Origin of the sequence: Micromonospora sp. HB375 (genome assembly GCF_017872985.1) — a bacterium.
In the GTDB taxonomy this organism is placed as follows: Bacteria; Actinomycetota; Actinomycetes; order Mycobacteriales; family Micromonosporaceae; genus Micromonospora; species Micromonospora chalcea.
On the sequence record NZ_JAGGJO010000001.1, the window covers coordinates 3221074 to 3241829 of the forward strand.

Below are 20756 nucleotides of genomic sequence, written 5' to 3' on the forward strand. Positions count from 1 at the left end.
TAGCCCGGGTGTGGAAGACCCGGCCGGACCTGCCCGGATTCGAAGTCGGCCGGCGCGCACAGCTGGTACACAGGATCGGGACAGCCCGGCGACAGCGGGTCCGCCCACGATGGGGGCATGGTCATGAACGGGCAGGCCGCGCAGGGCCGCATCGAGCTGCACCGACCGGACGGCGAGCCGGTGCGGGTGCTCGTGGTCGACGACGAGCCGACGCTCACCGATCTGCTCGCCATGGCCCTGCGGTACGAGGGCTGGCAGGTCGCGACCGCCGGCAACGGGATGGCGGCGATCAGCACCGCCCGCCAGTTCCGCCCGGACGCCGTGGTGCTCGACGTGATGCTGCCCGACCTGGACGGCTTCCAGGTGCTGCGTCGCCTGCGCGAGGAGTCGCCGAGCGTGCCGGTGCTGTTCCTGACCGCCCGCGACGCCGTGGAGGAGCGCGTCGCCGGGCTCACCGTCGGCGGCGACGACTACGTCACCAAACCGTTCAGCCTGGAGGAGGTCATCGCCCGGCTGCGTGCGCTGCTGCGCCGCTCCGGCTTCGCGGTCGCCGCCCGCCAGGAGGCGGTGCTCACCGTCGGCGACCTCACCCTCGACGAGGACAGCCACGAGGTACGCCGCGGCGACGACCTGATCACGCTCACCGCCACCGAGTTCGAGCTGCTGCGCTACCTGATGCGCAACCCGCGCCGCGTGCTCAGCAAGGCGCAGATCCTCGACCGGGTCTGGAACTACGACTTCGGCGGCCAGGCCAACGTGGTCGAGCTGTACATCTCGTACCTGCGCAAGAAGATCGACGCGGGCCGCGCGCCCATGATCCACACGCTGCGCGGGGCGGGTTATGTCCTCAAGCCCGCCGAGTGACGCCCGCGGCCGGCTGCGCCGCCGCCTGGCCGGCTGGTCGCTGCGCCGCCGGCTCGTGCTCTCCGTGGTGGCGCTGCTCGCGCTGGTCAGCCTCGGCATCGGCGGCCTGACCACAGTCGCGCTGCGGCACTTCCTGATCAACCAGATCGACAACCAGCTCACTTTCGGCGACCGCCGCCCGGACGACCTCGAACGCTGGGCCCGGCGGGGCATGGATCCGCCGCGCCCGGACCAGCGGCCCACCCCGCCGGACTCCGACGAGGTGGCGCCCGCGCCCCCGGGCGGTTTCCCGCCAGGCTCGATCGCGGTCCGGGTGCCGGCCACCGCCGAACCCGTCGGCCGGATCCGCTCCGGCAACGGTGACAGTGAGGAGGTGCCCGCCGCCGACCTGACCGCGCTGGCCCGCGTACCCGTCGGCGAACGCCCGCGTACCGTCGTCGTCGGTGACCGCGGCGAGTACCGGGCGGTCGCGATGTGGTCGCCGCGCGGCGACGGCGACATCCTGGTCCTCGCGATCCCGACGGCCCAGGTGGACGACACCGTCATGTGGATGATCGTCGCCCAGGCCGGGGTGATCGGCGCGGGCCTGGTCATCGCCGGCGCCCTCGGTCTGCTCATCGTCCGGGTCACGCTGCGCCCGCTCAACCGGGTCGCCGCCACCGCCGCCCGGGTCACCGAACTGCCGCTCGATCGCGGTGAGGTCGCCCTGTCGGTGCGGGTCCCGGCCGCCGACACCGACCCCCGCACCGAGGTCGGGCAGGTCGGCGGCGCGCTCAACCGGATGCTCGGCCACGTCGCCGCCGCGCTCTCCGCCCGGCAGGCCAGCGAGACCCGGGTACGCCAGTTCGTCGCCGACGCCAGCCACGAGCTGCGCACCCCCCTCGCGGCCATCCGGGGGTACGCCGAGGTGGCCCGCCGGGGCCGACAGGAGGTCCCGCCCGACGTGGCGCACGCGCTACGCCGCGTCGAGTCGGAGAGCACCCGGATGACGAGCCTCGTCGACGACCTGCTGCTGCTGGCCCGGCTGGACTCCGGCCGCCCGCTCGCCGCCGAACCGGTCGACCTGACCGCCACGGCGGTGAACGCGGTGAGCGACGCCCACGTCGCCGGCCCCGACCACCGCTGGCAGCTCGACCTGCCCGACGAGCCGCTCACCGTCACCGGCGACGCCCACCGGCTGCACCAGGTGCTGGCGAACCTGCTCGCCAACGCGCGGGTGCACACCCCGGCCGGCACCACCGTCACGGTCCGGCTCGCGCCCGCCGCCGGCGGCGTCGAGCTGCGCGTCACCGACGACGGACCGGGCATCCCGGAACAGTTGCAGCCGGAGGTCTTCGAGCGCTTCGCCCGCGGCGACAGCTCCCGCTCCCGCGCGCAGGGTAGCACCGGCCTCGGCCTGGCCATCGTCGCCGCCGTGGTGGAGGCCCACCACGGCCGGGTCGACGTGGTCAGCCGGCCCGGCCACACCGCGTTCACGGTCTGGCTGCCCGGATCCACAGCAGACGCATAGGTCACTCACGGCAGCGGGCCAGCGGACGCTCCGAGGCTTGCCGGCATGGACAGAACCGAGAGCCTGCCGACCCCGCCCACGGCCGGTCCACCCGGCGCCGAGCCGGCCCCCGCGCCCGTACCGGAGGAGACCCGCGCCGACCGCTGGGCCCGCCCGGCGCTGCTCGGCCTGCTGGCCGCCACCGCGTTGCTCTACCTGTGGGGTCTGGGCGCCTCCGGCTGGGCCAACGCCTTCTACTCGGCCGCCGTGCAGGCCGGGTCGCAGAACTGGACCGCGTTCTTCTACGGCTCGTCCGACGCGGCCAACTCGATCACGGTGGACAAGACCCCGGCCTCGCTCTGGCTGATGGCGCTCTCGGTGCGGATCTTCGGCTTGAGCAGCTGGTCGATCCTGGTGCCGCAGGCGCTGCTCGGCGTCGCCTCGGTCGGCGTGCTGTACGCGACGGTCCGCCGCTGGTACGGCCCGGCCGCCGGACTGCTCGCCGGGACGGTGCTCGCGCTCACCCCGGTGGCGACGCTGATGTTCCGGTTCAACAACCCGGACGCGCTGCTGGTGTTCCTGCTGGTCGCCGCCGCGTACGCGACGGTGCGCGCGGTCGAGACGGCGAGCACCCGGTGGATCGTGCTGACCGGCGTGCTCGTCGGGTTCGGCTTCCTCACCAAGATGCTCCAGGCGTTCCTGGTGATCCCGGTCTTCGCCGTGGTCTACCTGCTGGCCGCGCCGACCGGCCTCGGACGGCGGATCCGCCAGCTCCTGCTGGCCGGGCTCGCCGTGGTCGTCTCCGCCGGCTGGTGGGTGGCGATCGTCGAACTGGTGCCGGCGAGCGCCCGCCCGTACGTCGGCGGCTCGCAGAACAACAGCATCCTGGAGCTGACGCTCGGCTACAACGGCCTGGGCCGGATCACCGGCGACGAGGTGGGCAGCGTCGGCGGTGGCGGCGGACGGCCCGGCGGCGGTGGACCGTTCTCCGGTCAGACCGGGCTGCTGCGGATGTTCGACACCGAGGTCGGCGGGCAGATCTCCTGGCTGCTGCCGGCCGCGCTGATCCTGCTGGTCGCCGGGCTGTGGCTGGCCGGGCGGGCACCGCGTACCGACCGGACCCGGGCCGGTCTGCTGCTCTGGGGCGGCTGGCTGCTGGTCACCGGAGTGATCTTCAGCTTCATGTCCGGCATCTTCCACGCCTACTACACGGTCGCCCTGGCTCCGGCTGTCGGCGCGCTGGTCGGCATCGGCGTCACAGCGCTGTGGCGGGCCCGTGCCGGCGTTGCTTCGGCTGCACCTGGCCCGGCCGCAGCGGCCCGGTGGCGTGGGTTCGCCGCCACGCTGGTCCTGGCCGCCACGCTGGCGGTCACCGCCTGGTGGTCCTGGCACCTGCTCGGCCGCACCCCCGACTGGTACCCCTGGCTGCGCCCCACGGTGCTCGCAGTGGGCCTGACCGCAGCCGTCCTCCTGGCCGCACAGGCGTTCCTCACCACCGGCCCCCGCCGGCCCGTCCCGCCCTCTCCCGCCTCCCCGCCCTCTCCCGCCTCCCCGCCCACCCCGTTGATCAAGGAGTTTGTGTCCGGGAACGGCGTTCAGGCTGACGCAAACTCCTTGGTCAACTCCGGCATGGGGGTGGCGGCGGGGCACCGGGGCGGGTTTGCCGGGCGGGTCGTACGGTGGCTGGTGCCGGTGGTGTCCGTCGCCGGGATCGCGGTGGCGCTGGCCGGGCCGGCCGCATACGCGATGCAGACCGCTGCCACCCCGCACAGCGGCGCCATTCCGAGCGCCGGACCGGCCGGAGCGGGGGGCTTCGGCGGCCCGGGTGGCCCGGGCGGGCGGATGCCGGACGGCGGGGACGGGCAGTTCCCCGGTCGCCCAGGCGGCGGGAACGGGCAGTTCCCGGGCTTCCCGGGCTTCCCGAACGGCACCGGCTCCAGCGGCACGGGTCCGAACGGCACCGGCTCCAGCGGCACGGGTCCGGACGGCACTGGCCCGGGCGGCGGAGCGAACGCCGGCGGATTCCCCGGCTTCCCGGGCGGTGGTTCGGCTCCGGGCGCGCCCGGCGGCACCGGTCAGGACGGCGGCACCGGTCAGGACGGCGGCACCGGTCAGGACGGCGGCGCCGGTCCGGAGGGTGGCACGGGACCGGACGGCCGGGGGCAGCGCGGCGGCGGCATGGGCGGGCTGCTCGACGCCCGCGAGCCGAGCGCCGAGATGACCGCGCTGCTCACCGCCGACGCCGACGACTACACCTGGGTCGCCGCCACGGTCGGCTCGAACAACGCCTCCGGCTACCAGCTGGCCACCGGGCGGCCGGTCATGCCGATCGGCGGCTTCAACGGCAGCGACCCGTCGCCGACGCTCGCCCAGTTCCAGCGGTACGTCGCCGACGGGCGGATCCACTACTTCCTCGGCGGCGGCGGGTTCCGGGCCAACGGCGGCAGCAACGCCTCGGCCGAGATCGCCGCCTGGGTCGCCGAGAACTTCACCGCAACCACCGTCGACGGCGTGACCGTGTACGACCTGAGCAGCGGAAAGCAGGGCTGAGCGATGACTGACACGTACGCGCCCCGGGCCGCCGTGCGGGCCCGGCCCGCCGCCGGCAGCGCGGTGCTGGACGTGGTGGTCCCGGTCTACAACGAGGAGACCGACCTCGGCCCCTGCGTCCGGCGGCTGCACGCGCACCTGACCGCGCACTTCCCGTACCCGTTCCAGATCACGGTGGCCGACAACGCCAGCGTGGACGGCACCCCGGAGGTTGCCCGGGCGCTCGCCGACGAGCTGCCCGAGGTGGGGGTGCTGCGCCTGGACGAGAAGGGCCGTGGGCGGGCGCTGCGCGCCGCGTGGTCGGCCTCGCCCGCGCCGGTGCTCGCGTACATGGACGTGGACCTGTCCACCGACCTGGCCGCGTTGCTGCCGCTTGTCGCGCCGCTCATCTCCGGGCACTCGGATCTGGCCATCGGCACCCGGCTGGCGCGGACCAGCCGGGTGGTCCGGGGCGCCAAGCGGGAGGTGATCTCGCGCGGCTACAACCTGCTGCTGCGCGGCACGCTCGCGGCGCGGTTCTCCGACGCCCAGTGCGGGTTCAAGGCGATCCGCGCCGACGTGGCGGCCGAGCTGCTGCCGCTGGTACGCGACACCGGCTGGTTCTTCGACACCGAGCTGCTGGTCCTGGCGCAGCGGGCCGGGCTGCGCATCCACGAGGTGCCGGTGGACTGGGTGGACGACCCGGACAGCCGCGTCGACATCGTCGCCACCGCGCTGGCCGACCTGCGGGGCATCGGCCGGCTGGGCCGGGCGCTGGCCACCGGGGCGCTGCCGCTGGCGCAGCTGCGCGCCCAGCTCGGCCGGGGACCGTTGCCGGCCCCGCCGGCGCGTGTGCCGGCCGGCCTACCGCGCCAGCTCGTCCGGTTCGCCGCGGTGGGCGTGGCGAGCACGCTCGCGTACCTGCTGTTGTTCCTGCTGGCCCGCGGACCGCTCGGGGCGCAGCCGGCGAACCTGCTGGCGTTGCTGCTCACGGCGGTGGCGAACACGGCGGCCAACCGGCGGCTCACGTTCGGGGTCAGCGGCCGGCGGCACGCCGGCCGCCACCACCTCCAGGGCCTGCTGGCGTTCGCGCTGGGCCTGGCCCTGACCAGCGGCTCACTGGCCCTGCTGCACGCCGCCACACGCCCGAGCCGCAGCCTGGAGCTGGTGGTGCTGGTAGCGGCCAACCTGGCCGCGACAGCCCTGCGCTTCCTCCTGCTCCGCCTGGCCATGCACCACCGCCCCTGACCCACCCCGAACACCCCGTCGATCATGAGGTTGGCGGCGCGACACGCCGGGCGCCGGCACCGTCAACTTCATGATCGACGGGGCGGGTGGCAGGGTTGGGGGCGTGTACCGGGAGTGGGGGGCGGCGGGGGTTCCGGGCGCGGTGCTGTGGGGCAGCGTGTCCGGCGGGGGTGAGACGCGGGTGCTGCCGGACGGGTGCCTGGACCTGCTCTGGTCCAGCCGGTCCGGGCTGCTGGTGGCCGGTCCGGACCGCACCGCGCACCTGTCGCGGTCCGCGCCGGGGGACCGGTGGATCGGGCTGCGCCTGCCGCCGGGCACCGGCCCGGCCGTGTTCGGCGTGCCCGCCGAGGAACTGCGCGACCGCCGCGTCCCGCTGGCCGACCTGTGGGGCCGCGCCGCCGCCGAGGTGACCGAGCGGGTCGAGGCGGCGCTGGCCGCGCCGGGCGCCGGTAGCGCCGCCGGGGTGCTCACCCGGGTCGCCCGCGACCGGCTGCGTGCGGCCGGCGGCCCCGACCCGGTCGGCGCGCGTGTCGCCGCCCGCCTGGCCGCCGGGGCCACCGTCGCCGCGACCGCCGCCGAGGTCGGCCTCGGCGCGCGGGCCCTGCACCGCCGCAGCCTGACCCTGTTCGGGTACGGCCCGAAGACGCTCGCCCGCATCCTGCGGATGCGCCGGGCGCTGGACCTGGCCCGCGCCGGCGCGCCGCTCGCCGAGGTGGCCGCGCGCAGCGGGTACGCCGATCAGGCCCACCTGACCCGCGAGGTGCGGGAGCTGGCCGGGGTGCCCCCGTCGCGGCTGCTCGCCCCGGCCACCGCCTGACCGGCCGCCTTTCAGTCGCCCGCCGGCAGCGGGGCGAACAGGTCCACGCCGTTGCCGTCCGGGTCGTGCAGGACCGCGTACCGCTGGCCCCAGAACGCGTCCCACGGGGGCAGCTCCCCGTGGTGGCCGGCGGCGGTCAGCTCGGCGTACCAGCGGTCCACCTCGGCCGGGTCGGCGCACCGGAAGGCCAGGCTCATCCGGTTGTTGCCGCCGGACGGGTCGAAGTCGGGGTGGAAGCTGCGGATCACCTCGACCGTGTCCCAGGCCAGCCGTACGCCGTTCGGCAGGGTGACCTCCACGTGCCCTTCCGTCTCGGCGCCGGCCGGGATCGGCAGCCCCAGCCGCCGGTAGAAGTCGAGTGTGCGGGCCATGTCGGTGACCACGGCCCCGACCAGATCGAACTGCGGTGTCATGGCGTCACGGTAGGCGCGACCGGTCCGGCCCGTCTTGAACGGATCGGACGGGGGACGAGTGGCCGGTGTGGCCCCGCGTGCGACGCCCGAGGCGTTACGGTGGGGGACAAGTCCGGCGCGAAGCACGAAAGCTCGCATTCCGGGCGCGCACTGACGACCGGCGACGGAAGGAAGCAGCCGTGACCCACCTGGCCTACCTGGACGCGGGATCGGGCAGTCTCATCGTGCAGGCGGTGGTCGGCGGCGTGGCCGGAGTGGCCGTGGCCGCCAAGCTCTACTGGCGCCGCCTGGTGTCCCGGTTCCGCCGTCAGCCCAGCGACCAGGGCCCCACGGCGTGACGGTCCCCGACACCGGCGTCCGCGTCGAGCCCGGCTCCTTCCGCGACCCCGGCAACCGGGTGTTCCACCGGGGCGAGGAGGTGCTGCGCGGGCTCGACGAGCGCTCCGCCCGGGACTGGCGTGCGCTGTCCGTCACCGACTTCTTCCGCCGCGCGGCCGAGCGGGGGCAGATCGTCGCCACCGAGGAGCTGACCCCGACCCCCGTCGACACGCAGTGGGCGGCGGTGCTGCGGCACGAGCGGATCCCGTTCGTCTCGCACCCCTACGAGTGGTCGTACGCGATGCTGCGCGACGCCGCGTTGCTGCACCTCGACGTGCTGCGCGCCGCCCTGGAGGCCGGCTTCACCACCAAGGACGGCTCGGCGTACAACGTGCAGTGGCGCGGCGCGCGACCCGTCTTCATCGACGTCGGCTCGTTCGAGGCGCTGCGCGACGGCGAACCCTGGGCCGGCTACCGGCAGTTCTGCCAGACGCTGCTCTACCCGCTGCTGATCCAGGCCCACCTCGGGCTGGACTTCCAGCCGTTCCTGAGGGCCCGCGTCGACGGCGTCGAGCCGGACCAGATGCGCCGGCTGTTCGGCGGCGCCCGGCGCTGGCGGGCCGGCGTGCCCACCCACGTGCACCTGCACGGCGCGATGCAGGCCCGCAACTCCGCCGCGAGCACCACCGACGTCCGCGCCCAGTTGCGCGCCGCCGGCTTCTCCCGCGAACTGGCGCTGGCCACGGTACGCGGGCTGACGAAACTGGTCCGCCGCCTCGACCACCGGCCCGGCGACAGCCACTGGGCGGACTACCAGCGCACCTGCGCGTACTCGGTGCCGGACCGGCAGGCCAAGGAGGAGTTCGTCGACCGCGCGGTGGCCGCCACCGGCGGCGGCTCGGCGCTGGACCTGGGCGCCAACGACGGCCGGTACTCCCGCATCGCCGCCCGGCACGCCGCGCACGTCGTCGCGGTCGAGCAGGACCCGGCCGTGGTCGACACGCTCTACCGCGCGCTGCGCGACGAGGGCGAGACGCGGATCCTGCCGCTGGTGATGGACCTGGCCGACCCGTCGCCCGGCGGCGGCTGGCGCGGCGTCGAGCGGGCCGCGTTCGCCGACCGGGCCCGCGCCGACGTGGTGCTCGCCCTGGCCGTCGTGCACCACCTGGCGATCGGGCGCAACGTGCCGCTGCCCGAGGTGCTGGACCAGCTCACCGCGCTCACCGCCACCGGCGGCAGCCTGGTGGTGGAGTTCGTCCACCCGGACGATCCGATGGCCCGCCGCCTGCTCGCCAACAAGCCCGACGGCCTGTTCCCGGACTACCGGCGCGACGCCTTCGAGGCGCTGCTGGCCCGCCGGGGCCGGGTGGTCGCCCGCACCGAGCTGCCGTCCGGCACCCGGACGCTCTACCAGGTGGTGGTGGGTGGCTGAGCGCACCCTCGCGCCACCCCGGGACCACACGGCCGGCCCGGACCGGCGGGAACGCCCGCCCTGGTGGCGGTCCGAGCTTGCGCGGCTGGCGGAGGTGACCGCGCTGGTCGGGCTGGTGGTGACCCAGCCGCTGCTCGACGTGCTCGGCCGCAGCCCCGACTTCTTCCTGTTCCACCGCGCGTCCCGGGGCGACGTGCTGCTTCTGGTCGCCCTGATCGCGCTCGCGCCGACGGTACCGTTCGCGCTGCTCGGCGCGCTGGCAGTGCCCGCCGGACGCCTTATCCGGGCCGCCGTGCACGCCACCTTCGTCGGCCTGCTGCTCGCCGCGCTGGCCGTCCAGGTCGGCCGGCACGTCACGCCGCTTCGGGGCGTACCCCTGCTCGTCGCCGCCGGTGTGGCCGGAGCCGCCGGGGCGGCCGCGCACCGGCGGTGGCGGGTGCCCCGGCGGGTGCTGCGGGTGGCCGCCGCCGGGCCGCTGGTGTTCGTCGGGTTGTTCCTGTTCGCCTCGCCCGCCTCGGCGGTGGTGCTGCCGCGCGGCGAGGGCGGCGCGGCCGGGATCGCCGGCGCGGGCGCGCATCCGCCGGTGGTCATGATCGTGCTGGACGAGCTGCCGCTGGTGTCCCTGCTCGGCCCGGACGGACGCATCGACGCCGAACGCTACCCGAACTTCGCCGCGCTCGCGGCCGGGTCGACGTGGTACCCCAACGCGACCGGCGTCAGCGGCTGGACGCCCTACGCGCTGCCGGCGATGCTCACCGGGCGCTACCCGGAGCAGGGCGCGGCGCCGCACTACTCGCAGTACCCGGACAACCTGTTCACCGCGCTCGGGGGCCTCTACCGGATCAAGGCCGAGGAGAGCATCACCCGGCTCTGCCCGCCCAGCCGCTGCGAGCAGGCCACCACGCCGGAGCAGGGGCTCGGGGTGCTGGTCCGGGAGAGCGGCAAGCTGATGGGCCGGATCGCCGCGCCGGTGGACAGCCGCGTCGACCCGGAGGACTCCTACCGCGAGCGGACCGCCGCCGAGGCCGGGCTGGACGCCGCCGAGCCGGTGCCGGACGACCCCAAGTTCCGCTGGGACACCCTCGACGACAACCAGCCGGCCCGGTTCACCTCGTTCCTGGCCGGGCTGCGCCCCGACCCCCGGCCCACGCTGCACTTCCTGCACCTGCTGATGCCGCACTCGCCGTGGGCGTACCTGCCGTCCGGGGCGCACTACGCCGCACCGGAGGACCTGCCCAACGACGGGACCGGCTGGGTCGACCTGGCCCGCGCCCGGCACCTGGCCCAGCTCGGCTACACCGACCGGCTGATCGGCGAGACGCTGCGGACGCTGCGCGCCACCGGTCTCTACGACAAGGCGCTGGTGGTGGTCACCGCCGACCACGGGGTGAGCTTCCGGCGGGACTGGCAGGGGCGGGGGATGGACGCCATCGAGCACGCCGCCAACGAGGTGGCCTGGGTGCCGATGTTCGTCAAGGAACCCGGCCAGCGCGCCGGCCGGGTGGACGACCGCAACTGGGAGCACGTGGACCTGCTGCCCACGATCGCCGACGAGACCCACATGCGGGTGCCCTGGCAGATGGACGGCCGGTCGGCCAAGGCGGCTCCGCGGGAGCGAGCCGACAAACGCTTCTACGACCGCCCCGGCCAGCCGGTGACGATCACCGGCGGGGTGCCCGCCCCGCTCCCGCCGCCGGCCGCTGATCCGCTCGTCGGGACCCGGGTCGGGAACGTGCCGGTGGGCGGGTCCGCCACGGTGGCGAACCGGGACGCGTTCGACGCGGTCGACCCGGCGCGCGGCGGCCTGCCGGCGCTGGTCTGGGGGACGGTCCCGGACGACGTGCCCGACGGGACACGGCTCGCCGTCGCGGTGAACGGCACGGTCGGGGCGGTGGCGCCGGTAGTGCCCCCGGACGCCGGTGGCCGGCGGTTCGCGGCGTTCCTCCCCGACGACCGGCTCTTCGCCGCCGGCGCCAACCGGCTCGACCTCTACCGGGTCGGCGACGAAGGGGCGCTGCGGCGGCTCACGCTGTCGTGACGGGCCCCCGGCCGGCGCCCATGGTCGCGCTCCCAACCGGTTTCCGGACGGCCTGGCCGGGAAACAGGTGACGCACACCTCACCCCGAAACCATGACGAGCGGTGTTCTCCGCGCCGTGATTACGGTAGAAGCGAAGGCAATTCAACGAAGATCTTGCCGGCGAAGCGAGGAACAGATGACGGAAGTCAAGCTCGACCACCCCGGTGGGCAGCTGTCGATGCCGGTGCAGTCCGCGGTTGAGGGCCCCGCCGGGATCGGGGTGAGCAAGCTGCTCAAGGAAACCGGGATGACCACGTACGACCCCGGTTTCGTGAACACCGCGTCCTGCTCGTCCGCCATCACCTACATCGACGGTGATGCCGGCATCCTGCGGTACCGGGGTTACCCGATCGACCAGTTGGCCGAGAAGTCCTCCTTCCTGGAGGTCTCCTACCTGCTGATCTACGGCGAGCTGCCGACCCAGGCGCAGCTGTCGGAGTTCAGCGAGCGGATCCGGCGGCACTCGCTGCTGCACGAGGAGATGCGCCGGTTCTTCGACGGCTTCCCCCGTGACGCGCACCCGATGGCCGTGCTCTCCTCGGCCGTCAGCGCCATCTCCACCTTCTACCAGGACAGCCTGGACCCGTTCGACTCCGAGCACGTGGAGATGTCCACGGTGCGGCTGATGGCGAAGGTCCCGACCATCGCCTCGTACGCGTACAAGAAGTCGATCGGGCAGCCGCTGCTGTACCCGGACAACTCGCTCGGCTACGTCGAGAACTTCCTGCGGATGACGTTCGGCGTGCCGGCCGAGCCGTACGAGGTCGACCCGGTGGTGGCCCGGGTGCTGGACATGCTGTTCATCCTGCACGCCGACCACGAGCAGAACTGCTCCACCTCCACCGTGCGGCTGGTCGGCTCCAGCAACGCCAACCTGTTCGCCTCGGTCTCGGCCGGCGTGAACGCGCTGTTCGGCCCGCTGCACGGCGGCGCCAACCAGGCCGTGCTGGAGATGCTCCAGAAGATCCAGGCCGACGGCGGCGACGTCCGCTCCTTCGTGCAGAAGGTGAAGGACAAGCAGGACGGCGTGAAGCTGATGGGCTTCGGGCACCGGGTCTACAAGAACTACGACCCGCGTGCCGCCATCGTGAAGAAGGCCGCCCAGGACGTGCTCGGCCGGATGTCCAAGCCGGACCCGCTGCTCGATCTCGCGGTGCAGCTGGAGGAGATCGCGCTCGCCGACGACTTCTTCGTGTCCCGCCGGCTCTACCCGAACGTGGACTTCTACACCGGCCTGATCTACAAGGCCATGGGCTTCCCGACGAAGATGTTCACGGTGCTGTTCGCGCTGGGCCGCCTGCCCGGCTGGATCGCGCAGTGGCGCGAGATGATCAACGACCCGGAGACCAAGATCGGTCGCCCGCGGCAGATCTACACCGGCGCCACCGAGCGGGAGTACATCCCCGCCGACAAGCGCTGAGCGTGCAAGGAAGGGCCCCTTCTTAACGCCTCCGGTAGAGGAGGGGCCCCCTTTTAACACGCGGACGACGAAGGCCGCCGACCCGAGCAGGGTCGGCGGCCTTCGTCCTGTGCACCGGGGGGAGGGGCGTTAACAAGGGGCCCTTCCTCTACCCGAGGCGTTAATAGGGGGCCCTTCCTTTACCGCAGGCCGGCGGCGGTGAGGAGGTTGCCCTCGGGGACGCGCGGCGTGGGCCGGCCGTGTGTCATGCGGTGCTGGGCGCGGGCGGCGGTGAACGACGGGTCGCCGGCGATCGCGGCGGCGTACGCGGCAGCCGTGCGGGACGCGATGGCCGCCCAGCCGTACCGCTCGTGGACCATGGCGCGGGCCCGCCGGGCGAGCACGCGGGCCCGGTCCCGGTCCGACAGCAGCGCGTGCACCGCCTCGGCGAGCCCGTCCGGGTCGTGCGGGGCGAACGTCATCCCGGTGACGCCCGGCTCGACGATCTCGGCCAGCCCACCGGTACGGGCCACCGCCAGCGGCGCCCCCGCGGCGGCCCCCTCCAGCGCCACCATGCCGAACGGCTCGTAGATGCTGGGCACCGCGAAGCAGTCCGAGGCGGCCATCACCGCGGGCAGGTCGGCGCCGCCGAGGAACCCGGGCATGCTGACTGTGCCGCCCAGCCCGAGGCGGTGCACCTCGGCCTCCAGGTCCGCCCGGTACGGCCCGTCGCCGACGATCACCGCGCGCAGGCCGGGGTGCCGGTCGCGCAGCCGGGGCAGCCCGGCCAGCAGGTGCTGTACGCCCTTTTCGTACACCAGGCGACCGGCGAACGTGACCAGCGGGCCGTCGGCGGCGAACCGGGTCCGGGCGGCGGCGACCGCCGACGCGGGCACCCGCCAGCGGTGCGGCTCGACGCCGTTGGGCACCACGTCGACGCGGGCGGCGTCCACGCCGAACAGCGCGCCCACCTCGTCGCGCATGTAGCCGGAGCACACGATCACGCGCCCGGACTCGCCGGCGAGCCAGTGCTCGACGCCGTGGATGGTGCGGTTCATCTCCTCCGGCAGCCAGCCCTGGTGCCGGCCCGCCTCGGTGGCGTGGATGGTGGTCACGAGCGGCACGTCCAGGTGCTCGCGCAGCGTCATCGCGGTGTGCGCGACGAGCCAGTCGTGGGCGTGGATCACGTCGTAGGCGCCGGACGAGGCGGCGCGCAGCGCGGCCCGCGTCAGCGTGTGGTTGAACGCCATCGTCCAGGCCAGCAGTGACCCGGTGGCCAGGGGGAAGGTGACCGGGTCCTCGGCGGCGCGGACGATACGGACGCCGTCGGCGTACTCCTCCAGGGGAGCGCCCTCGGCGTGGCGGGTGACGACCGTGACCTCGTGCCCGGCGGCGGCCAGCGCCACGGACAGCGCGTGGACGTGGCGGCCGAGCCCGCCGACGAGCACCGGCGGGTACTCCCACGACAGCATCAGGATGCGCCGGGTCCGGGGCCCGGCCCCGGCCGGCGACGGCGGGGCCGGGCGGGAGGTGAGAGTGGGCCGGTGGAGCCGGTCCGTCGCGGTGGCGGGCTGCGCGCCGACCCGCAGAGTGGTCACGTCGATCTCCGTCCATGCAGGGTGAGGCACGCCGGCAGCGGTGGCGGCGTCGAGCGGTGGTCAGGAGCGACCGGACGGCCGGCCGGGCGCCGGCACCAGCTCGCCGACGACGGCCTGGCCGGATACCGATCGCGGGCCACCGGGAGGGTGCTGACGTCGATCGGCAACCGGAACCGTCCAGTCACCCTGCCAACCTACTGTGCCGGATCCTCTCGCGCGCGGTGAGCGATCCTCATCACTCTCCGACGCCTCCGCGCACATGGGACGGTCACGGGAACGGGTGCGGATACGGGTTGATCTCCTCCGGGACGAGCGGTTCGGCCCGGTGTCCGAGCCGGACCGGCAGCTCGCGCAGCCGGGGCAGGTCGACGCGCCGGTTGCGGTGACCGAACGTCATCGGCAGCAGCCCCGGGATCAGCACCTTCACGCTGGTGAGGCCGACGGCCTCCTGCTCGCGGGCGGTCTGGTCGACGACCACCACGTCCAGGCCCTCGTCGAGGTAGCGTCCGGTCACGTGCCGCAGGTCGTCGAGCAGGTCCGCGGCCGGGCGGTAGCGCGCCGCCGGTGGGAACGCCTCCGCCATGGACCGGATCTCGTCGCGCTCGTACAGGAACGCGAAGCGCGGCCAGGCGTCCGGGTCGGCCGCCGCCAGCAGGTGGTCCTCCATGGTCCGGACCAGGTCGGAGTCGGCGACCAGGCCGGGGGCGGTGGTGTCCTCGGCGACCATCTCCCGGGTGGCCTCGGCGACGCTGGCGAGCTCCACCAGCGCGGACCACAGGGCGCGCTCCGGGTCCAGGTGCGCCCCGGCGCCGCAGAACGCCCGGGGACGTCCCGGCCGCACCTCGTCGTCGACGAGCATCAGCCAGACCGCCGGGACGCCTTCGGGCATGGTGATGTCGAAGACGTCCAGGCGGCTGCCGGTGGTGCGCTGGATCCAGTCGACGAGCACGCGGGTCATCGGGTCGGCGGAGGTCATCGGGTCCACGCGCGGCACCGGTAGCCGGGCGTACCAGGTGGACAGGAAGGCGTCCCGTTCGGCGACTTCGAAGATGCCGTGCAGGATCGCCTCTTCGAGGTTCGCGCCCAGCGCGCAGCCGTTTGAGCACTCCGGACCGAAACCCGTGCCGTGCGAGCCGTAGTAGGCGAAGGTCTCCGGCACCAGCACCGGGCCGCCGCGCCGGAACGAGTACGCGTACACCCATTCCACGGGCCGGTCCGGGTCGTATGCGACCGCGTGGTCGTCGGGCGGCGCGGGCGGCAGCCCGAACTCCGTCGGCTCGACGGCCCGCCGCGGTCCGAGCTCGCGGAACGAGGCGCGGGTGACGGTACGGCGGGCGCGTGGCACGTTGCCGCCGAGCCGTTCCAGCGCCTCGGCGACGGCGACGGCCACGCTCGCCGGGTAGGTGAAGGTCCGGCCGTAGCCGGCCAGTTCACCACAGCACAACGGGCCACCGATCGCGCCGGCGAGGACCATCGGATGGTTGTGGTGGACGGTGATCGACGACAGCAGCCCGGTCTCCTCGTCGTGCAGCGCCGCCAGCAGGGCGAGGTGCTCGTCGGGAAGGCTGCGGGCCCGGTAGTCGTCCGGTGCCCGCTTCGGCCGGGACGTCAGCGTGAAGGTGCCGGCGGCCGGGCCGTCGTCCGGCAACGGGCCGCACACCGGGCAGCCGGGTTCGGGGACGAACCGGTGCCGCTTGACGGCCATCGAGGCCGTGGCGACCTCCAGCACCGCTTCCGCGCACCGGCCGTCGCCGCCCTGCGCGACCCGGCGCAGCTCGTCGGCCACGAGCGCGGCGACCGCGGCGCGTACCGGCGGGCCGAGGACGGGCCGGGCGGGCTGCACGGTGCCGTCGTAGAGCCCCTGCCACAGCGCGGACCGGTGCGGTGTCCCGGTGGTCCGCGCCCGGCGTTGCCGCACCTGGAGGCAGTGGTGGCAGCCCGGCCGGCCGGGTGTGACGAACGGGCCGATCCGTACGCCGCGCGGCGTGGTGTACACCGGCAGGAAGGACCGGCCGGCGTCGGCGGCAGCCCGGGCGGCCACGTCGACGTCCTCCGGTGGCCCGTCGACGACGAAGACGTCGACGTCGGTGACCGGGGCGGCGCCCAGCGCCTGTTCCACCGCCCGGCGCAGGGCGCCGACGCCGAGGATCCGCAGGCCGGGACGCGGCGCCACGTCGGACGGGGCGGGGACGGCCGGTGTGGTCGTGACGTCGGTCATGCGCTGCTCCCCGCTCGTGGCGACCACGCCGCCCTGATCATGAACGGCATCACCCGCTGCGCCCCGGGCAGCGAGTCGGCGGGCCGCACCAGCAGCGACCGTCCGTCCCGTGCCAGCTCGCGCAGCAGCGGCGGCAGCGCCGTGTCCCAGTCGTGGCCGCCCACGTCCGGCCCGATCTCGGCGCCGTCCGGGCGGCGTCCGGTCAGGACGGCGACCGCCGCCTGCATCGCGTTCGCCAGGGCGGTGTCCGTGTCGGTGGCGCAGCTGCGGGCGACCCATCCGCCGCCGACGGCGACGAACACGGTCGGGGTGCTCGATCCGTCGTGCCACGCCCGCGGCTCGTGGCCGAGGAGGGCCAGCTCGTGTGCCATGACGCGGGTCGGCTCCGGCCACCGCGCCCGGTCGAGCCAGCCGCCGGGCGGCCCACCGTCGGCGACCTCGGGTGGGGTCGCGGCCGCGCGTCGCAGTTTCAGGATCGCCCGGCCGCGCGCCTCCGCCCAGGTGTGACCGCCGGCGATCACTACGCCGTCCGGCCGTGCGTCGACGACAGCGCCACGCGCGGTGTCCCACCACACCGTGGCGGCGTCGCCGGCGCAGGCCCGGGCCGCGAGCGTCTCCAGTGCCGCCGTGGCGGCGCGCAGCAGCGCCTGCTCCCGGCTTGCGCCGACGGCGGTGAGCAGCCGCGGTGCGCCGCCGGCCAGGTCCACGACCGTCGCCTCGACGCAGCTGACCGAGATCTGCGAGTGGGCGCCGGTGTCGATGGCCAGCAGCGGGCCCAGCCGCGCGTCGACCAGGAACGGCATCCGGGCGACGAACTCCTCGACGCCCACCGGCGTGCGGGCGGCCATCGCGTCGACGTGCGCGGCGAGATCGGCGTACGGGGCCGGGGGCCGGCAGGAGCGGCAGCGGGGGTGCACGTCGAGCAGATGCTCGCTGGTCACAGCGGTTTCCAGGTCCACGCGGGTCATCCGGTTCGTCGCGGTGGTCTCCGCTCCCATCCGGTGGCGCAGGTACGCGAACCCGAGCGCCGCGCCGATCAGGCCGCAGACCGGCCCCGACAGCCACTCGGACGTCGTGTCGGGCTCGTCGGCGTCACCCGGGGGGAGCCCGGCGCCCTGCCGGCTGAGCAGGCCGCACTCCCAGCAGCCGCCGGTGACGCCGCCGCCGGTCGGGCCGATCCACGCCTCCGCGCCGCCGGGCACCGCGTGCAGGACCGGCACCCCGATCGCCCGGGCCGCCCGGTTCAGCCGCGTCGCCCGCCCGGCCATCGGACGGGCGGCGCAGTGCAGCACCGCGTCGTACCCCGTCAGCAGGCCGGCGAGCCCCTCGTCGGTGTCGAGGGCGGCGGCCGCGTCCAGCAGCGTCAGCCCGGTCGTCGGATCCTCGGCTCGACGCCGCTGCACGATCCGCCGGAAGCCGTCGCGTTCGGTGCCGGTCTCGGTGGTCTCGACCAGCGAGGCCGTACGCAGCCCGAGTTCGAACAGCGTCTGGACGAGCGCGAGCATGCCGGCGCCGGCGCCGACGAGCAGCACCCGCCCGTCGCGGAACGCCTCGAAGCGGCTCAGCGGCGCGTCGGTGACGTGCTCGGCGAACGCGATCGAGTCCCGGTAGGTGTCGAGTTCCCAGTCCCGCAACGTGTGTGGCGGCTCGCTGTCGAGGTCGCGGGCGATGCCCCGCCGCACCAGCATCCGGACCAGGTCGGTGACGAGCTGCCGCTGCGCCGGGGGCAGACCCGCGGTCAGCGCCTGAACCGTGCGGGTGCCGTCCAGATGCGGGGCGAGCCGCTGCACGAGGCCGTACGCCGACGCGCCCGCCAGGTGCGTGCCGGCGAGTCCCGTCTCCAGGTACACGCCGTCGTCGACCGGCACGTACATCAGGTCGTCGCGGAGCTTGACCCTCACGCGGCCCCCTCCTTCCGCAGGTGTCCCATCCGCACCGCGACCGCGCGTCCGGCGTCGGTGAACGCCTGCCGGCCGTGCAGGTACCGGGAGTTGTCCACGACCAGCACGTCACCGGACCGCCACGGCACCGCCACCGTCAGCCGCGCGGCGACGTCCGCGGCGGTGGCCACGAGGTCCTCGGGCACCGGCGCGCCGGTACCGGAGCGCACCCGCAGCCGCCGGTCGTGGTACTCGCCGGGCTGAGGGCGGCTGATGAACAGCGAGTTGCAGAACGCCGGCACACCTTCGAAGAGGGTCGGTGGCGTGCACCGGGTGCCGAAGCCGACAGTCATCGCGTCCTCGTCCACGTCGATGTGGATCGACTCCCACGGCCGCAGGTACGGCTCCCACTGCCGCAGCATCCGCTCCGCCGCCGCCGGGTCGGTCGTGCCGCACATCCGCTGCCACACCGGTGTGGGCAGCTCGCTCTCCCAGCGCAGCGTCAGTTCCTCGCAGGCGGCGCGGACCGTGGCGGGCAGGGCGGCCAGCAGCGCGAGACCGTCGCACAGCGTCGTGGCCCCGCCGTCGGCGGCGGGCCGCTCGCACCGGAACATCAGCAGGTCCGGCGCGCCGGGCGCGTACGACGCCTCCCGGTGCAGCGGCATGCCCTGCGTTCCCCGGGTGACTGTGGTCGTCGTCGGGTCACCGCCGATCACGTCCCGCTCGTCGTGGAACCCGCCCTGGTACGGCGACGCGGTCATCAGCGCGTCGCCGAGCGCGACGTAGTCCTCGTGCCGCCACCCGCCGCGCAGCAGCACCGCGCCGTGCTCGGCGACCGCCGCGAGCACCGCGTCCGGCGTGGGGGTGCCGACGAGCGCCGGAACGTCCTGTTCAGCCATGAGGGTTCCCTTCGGTGAGATGGGCCGCCAGCACCCCGGGACGCGGCGCGGGCGTGCCGACCAGCAGTTGTGTCAGCGGGGACGCCCCGTCCGGCAGGCCGAGCCGGGCGGCGACCGCGTCGGCGGTGAGGCCGCCCAGCGCCCGGCTCGCCGCGCCGGTCGCGGTGGCGGCGAGCCCGGCCAGGTGAAGGGCCACACCGGCGAGCAGGTGCAGCCGGTGGAACGAGGCCGGGGAGAGCTGGTCGACGGGCCGGCTCCCGGCGTGCACCAGGTAGAGGGTCGCGCCGCGGGTGACCATCCGGCGGTCGACCCGGTGCGGGTACGCCGCCGCGTCGTCGGCCGCTCCCGGCGGCCCGGTCGGCACCAGCCGGTGGTGCGGCTGGTAGCGGTACGCGTCCGCCGGGATGCCGTCGACGGCCCGGGCGAGGCACCAGAGCTCCGGGTACAGCGGCTGCCGGGCCAGCGCCGCCAGGGCCGGCGAACCGGCCCGGCCGGCGGCGCAGGCCAGGATGTCGGCGACCTGCCCGGCGGTCAGCCCCGGGCCGAGGTTCGCGGCGGAGGCGCGGCGGGCGGCGGCCGCGACCAGGTCGAGCGGCCGGGCCGGCGGCAGGTCCAGCGCCCGGCCCGCCGCCGGACCCACCGGAAGGCGGTCCGCCGGGAGGCGCCGGGCCGGGACGCCGTCGGCCGGAAGACGGTCGGCCGAGGGTGGCTCGGCGTCGGCGTACCGGTCGTACCTTGCCCGGTGCAGCGCCACCGCGCTCGGATGGGCGGCGTCGTGGCCGAGCCGGTCGTGGTCCAGCCCGGTCGCCGGGGGCGGCCCGCCGGATGCGAGCGGTGTCCCGGGGACGTCCGCGTGCGCGGGGAACTCGATCGCCGCGTAGAGGGCCTCCAGTTCGGCGTCGAGTCCGAGCAGCTCACCGGCGAGCGCCGGATCGAGGTCCAGGCGCGGTGTCGCGTCCACCGGCGACGTGAGCAGCTGGGCCAGCAGGACACCGGAGTCGACGATGCCCAGCCGGTAGCCGAACGCCCCGTACTTGCTGGTGTTCTTCCACGGCCGGTGGGTCAGCAGCAGCGCGTGCCGGGGCGCCGCCGCGACCCCGAGGAGCCGGTCGAGCCGGGCGGCCGGGCTGCCCGGGCGCAGCAGTTCCAGGCAGTGGTGCGGCGGGTCGTAGTGGTAGACGCCGGCCGCGAGGTCGGGGGAGCCGGCCCAGGCGAGGTAGATCTCGTTGGGGTGGAACGCCCCGCCGGAGGGCACCGACCGGCGCAGCGTGTGCCAGCCGGGCAGCAGCCGCGACGGCGTGCGCGTGTCCGACGGGGCGCCGGTCAACGCGGACAGTCCGGCCAGCGTGATCGTCTCCGCCCGGCGTGGCGCGTACCCGAGCAGCATCGCGCTGAGCCGGTCGAGGCAGCCGTCGCCGAGCGGCACGGACCCCGGGCCGGGCCACCGCAGCGGCCGGCGGGTCGCGCCCGGGTACCGCTTGCCGCACGGCGGCAGGTACGCCGTCGGCTGCCCGGTGTCGTCCCGCACCGCCGCCAGGTACTGGCCGGCGACGCCGGCCCGCGAGGCTGCCATC

The 20756-nt window shown here is 75.0% G+C and carries 15 protein-coding genes; 9 read left to right on the forward strand and 6 right to left on the reverse strand.

Translation table 11 applies throughout. From position 1 onward, the window contains the following. Positions 1–117: 117 nt before the first annotated feature. The 5 genes from J3R08_RS14775 to J3R08_RS14795 all read left to right on the forward strand — a co-directional run bounded on the left by J3R08_RS14775 (position 118) and on the right by J3R08_RS14795 (position 6947). Positions 118–864, forward strand: coding sequence for a response regulator transcription factor (locus tag J3R08_RS14775; protein WP_064446159.1), 747 nt, complete (start codon positions 118–120; stop codon positions 862–864). Further along, a complete protein-coding gene (locus J3R08_RS14780) occupies positions 842–2374 on the forward strand; it encodes a cell wall metabolism sensor histidine kinase WalK (protein ID WP_069089844.1) in 1533 nt (510 codons plus the stop codon). Before J3R08_RS14775 ends, J3R08_RS14780 begins: the two co-directional genes overlap by 23 nt. 45 nt (positions 2375–2419) lie before the next feature. Beyond that, on the forward strand, positions 2420–4903 hold the full coding sequence (locus J3R08_RS14785; protein WP_209961644.1) for a glycosyltransferase family 39 protein: 2484 nt from the start codon (positions 2420–2422) through the stop codon (positions 4901–4903). A gap of 3 nt (positions 4904–4906) precedes the next feature. Then, a complete protein-coding gene (locus J3R08_RS14790) occupies positions 4907–6130 on the forward strand; it encodes a dolichyl-phosphate beta-glucosyltransferase (protein ID WP_209961646.1) in 1224 nt (407 codons plus the stop codon). 70 nt (positions 6131–6200) lie between these two features. Further along, positions 6201–6947 carry a helix-turn-helix transcriptional regulator gene (locus tag J3R08_RS14795; protein WP_245254739.1) on the forward strand — a complete coding sequence of 249 codons (747 nt, stop codon included), beginning with the start codon at positions 6201–6203 and terminating at the stop codon, positions 6945–6947. A gap of 11 nt (positions 6948–6958) precedes the next feature. On the opposite strand, the gene J3R08_RS14800 is transcribed toward J3R08_RS14795, so the two are convergent. Further along, entirely contained in the window at positions 6959–7360 is a 402-nt protein-coding gene (locus tag J3R08_RS14800) for a VOC family protein (RefSeq protein ID WP_043324537.1), read from the reverse strand. Between the two features lie 179 nt (positions 7361–7539). Here J3R08_RS14800 and J3R08_RS14805 point away from each other — a divergent pair, with 179 nt between their 5' ends. From J3R08_RS14805 to J3R08_RS14820, 4 genes are all read left to right on the forward strand, one after another. Continuing rightward, positions 7540–7698 carry a hypothetical protein gene (locus tag J3R08_RS14805; RefSeq protein WP_166456093.1) on the forward strand — a complete coding sequence of 53 codons (159 nt, stop codon included), beginning with the start codon at positions 7540–7542 and terminating at the stop codon, positions 7696–7698. Further along, a complete protein-coding gene (locus tag J3R08_RS14810) occupies positions 7695–9110 on the forward strand; it encodes a methyltransferase domain-containing protein (RefSeq protein ID WP_209961647.1) in 1416 nt (471 codons plus the stop codon). The genes J3R08_RS14805 and J3R08_RS14810 overlap by 4 nt, the downstream gene beginning before the upstream one ends. After that, positions 9103–11148, forward strand: coding sequence for a sulfatase-like hydrolase/transferase (locus J3R08_RS14815; protein ID WP_043324533.1), 2046 nt, complete (start codon positions 9103–9105; stop codon positions 11146–11148). The genes J3R08_RS14810 and J3R08_RS14815 overlap by 8 nt, the downstream gene beginning before the upstream one ends. 176 nt (positions 11149–11324) lie before the next feature. After that, positions 11325–12608: a citrate synthase gene (locus J3R08_RS14820; protein ID WP_209961650.1), complete on the forward strand. Its 1284-nt coding sequence runs from the start codon at positions 11325–11327 to the stop codon at positions 12606–12608. Positions 12609–12787: 179 nt separating this feature from the next. On the opposite strand, the gene J3R08_RS14825 is transcribed toward J3R08_RS14820, so the two are convergent. From J3R08_RS14825 to J3R08_RS14845, 5 genes are all read right to left on the reverse strand, one after another. Further along, the gene (locus tag J3R08_RS14825) at positions 12788–14185 is read right to left on the reverse strand and encodes a glycosyltransferase family 4 protein (protein WP_209961651.1); all 1398 of its coding nucleotides are present in this window, start codon (positions 14183–14185) and stop codon (positions 12788–12790) included. A 268-nt stretch (positions 14186–14453) separates the two neighbouring features. Then, positions 14454–16403 (reverse strand): TOMM precursor leader peptide-binding protein, encoded by a 1950-nt coding sequence (locus J3R08_RS14830; protein ID WP_209961654.1) that lies wholly within the window; start codon positions 16401–16403, stop codon positions 14454–14456. Then, a complete protein-coding gene (locus tag J3R08_RS14835; RefSeq protein WP_209961656.1) occupies positions 16400–18304 on the reverse strand; it encodes a hypothetical protein in 1905 nt (634 codons plus the stop codon). Before J3R08_RS14835 ends, J3R08_RS14830 begins: the two co-directional genes overlap by 4 nt. Next, on the reverse strand, positions 18301–19182 hold the full coding sequence (locus J3R08_RS14840) for a TauD/TfdA family dioxygenase (protein WP_069089836.1): 882 nt from the start codon (positions 19180–19182) through the stop codon (positions 18301–18303). The genes J3R08_RS14835 and J3R08_RS14840 overlap by 4 nt, the downstream gene beginning before the upstream one ends. Continuing rightward, positions 19175–20755 carry a hypothetical protein gene (locus J3R08_RS14845; protein ID WP_209961658.1) on the reverse strand — a complete coding sequence of 527 codons (1581 nt, stop codon included), beginning with the start codon at positions 20753–20755 and terminating at the stop codon, positions 19175–19177. The genes J3R08_RS14840 and J3R08_RS14845 overlap by 8 nt, the downstream gene beginning before the upstream one ends. Position 20756: the final 1 nt, after the last annotated feature.

Excerpts from the sequence above, each read along its gene's own strand:
- J3R08_RS14775 (WP_064446159.1), top strand. The coding sequence starts at position 118 with ATGGTCATGAACGGGCAGGCCGCGCAGGGCCGCATCGAGCTGCACCGA.
- J3R08_RS14780 (WP_069089844.1), top strand. The coding sequence starts at position 842 with ATGTCCTCAAGCCCGCCGAGTGACGCCCGCGGCCGGCTGCGCCGCCGC.
- J3R08_RS14785 (WP_209961644.1), top strand. The coding sequence starts at position 2,420 with ATGGACAGAACCGAGAGCCTGCCGACCCCGCCCACGGCCGGTCCACCC.
- J3R08_RS14790 (WP_209961646.1), top strand. The coding sequence starts at position 4,907 with ATGACTGACACGTACGCGCCCCGGGCCGCCGTGCGGGCCCGGCCCGCC.
- J3R08_RS14795 (WP_245254739.1), top strand. The coding sequence starts at position 6,201 with ATGATCGACGGGGCGGGTGGCAGGGTTGGGGGCGTGTACCGGGAGTGG.
- J3R08_RS14800 (WP_043324537.1), bottom strand. The coding sequence starts at position 7,360 with ATGACACCGCAGTTCGATCTGGTCGGGGCCGTGGTCACCGACATGGCC.
- J3R08_RS14820 (WP_209961650.1), top strand. The coding sequence starts at position 11,325 with ATGACGGAAGTCAAGCTCGACCACCCCGGTGGGCAGCTGTCGATGCCG.
- J3R08_RS14830 (WP_209961654.1), bottom strand. The coding sequence starts at position 16,403 with ATGACCGACGTCACGACCACACCGGCCGTCCCCGCCCCGTCCGACGTG.
- J3R08_RS14840 (WP_069089836.1), bottom strand. The coding sequence starts at position 19,182 with ATGGCTGAACAGGACGTTCCGGCGCTCGTCGGCACCCCCACGCCGGAC.
- J3R08_RS14845 (WP_209961658.1), bottom strand. The coding sequence starts at position 20,755 with ATGGCAGCCTCGCGGGCCGGCGTCGCCGGCCAGTACCTGGCGGCGGTG.